We start from the raw sequence: 773 nt of genomic DNA on the forward strand, positions 1-773 counted from the left end.
CTGACGAACGTGCGCAAGTGTGTGACGTTCTTAGCGACGAGCAGTTCACCGATTTGTCGATGTGCCAAACATATTGGCGTGCTTTTGATTCCGATATGATCCCGTGCTCGCAAAGCACGTTCTACCGGATTGCCAAGGCCGAACGGATGGTGGGAGATCGGCGTCGTGGCCGGCACAGTGGCAGCCCGTCGCGTCGAACACCGCGGGTCGCGGCAACCCGGCCAGGACAGCTGTGGTCGTGGGACGTCACCGAACTCAAAGGCCCGCAACGGCAACGATTCAAGCTGTATCTGGCGATCGATGTGTTTTCGCGATCTCCCGTCGCCTGGCGCATCGAGTACGTCGAGACCATAGCGTCAGCGGTGGACATGTTCGCCGCCGCGTTCACCACCTATGGACCGCCGCAGGTGTTGCATGCCGACAACGGTGCGATCATGCGCTCACGAGATCTGCTTGATGTGTTGGAGGCGGTCCACACCCAGGCCTCGTTCTCGCGGCCCCGGGTCAGCGATGACAACCCGTTCTCCGAATCCCTGTTCAAGACGATCAAATATGACCTGTTCTGCCCCGACCGGTTCGACAGCATCGACGACGCCCGACAGTGGACCGCGGAGTTCATGCACCGTTACGCCACTGAGCACCGCCACAGCGGGTTGGCCTGGCACACCCCGGCCTCGGTGTTCGACGGCACCGCTGCCCGACAACAGCAACACCGTCAAGCAATCCTCGACCGCAGGTACCAGGCCAACCCGTCACGCTTTCGGCATCCACCT

At 61.4% G+C, this 773-nt stretch carries 1 protein-coding gene; it reads left to right on the plus strand.

Annotation, left to right across the window (positions count from 1 at the left end; genetic code table 11):
* Window positions 1-773 (plus strand): DDE-type integrase/transposase/recombinase (locus tag GOALK_RS13985; protein WP_006359479.1); only part of this gene is annotated, 773 nt, incomplete at both ends.

This window comes from Gordonia alkanivorans NBRC 16433, from assembly GCF_000225505.1.
GTDB lineage: Bacteria > Actinomycetota > Actinomycetes > Mycobacteriales > Mycobacteriaceae > Gordonia > Gordonia alkanivorans.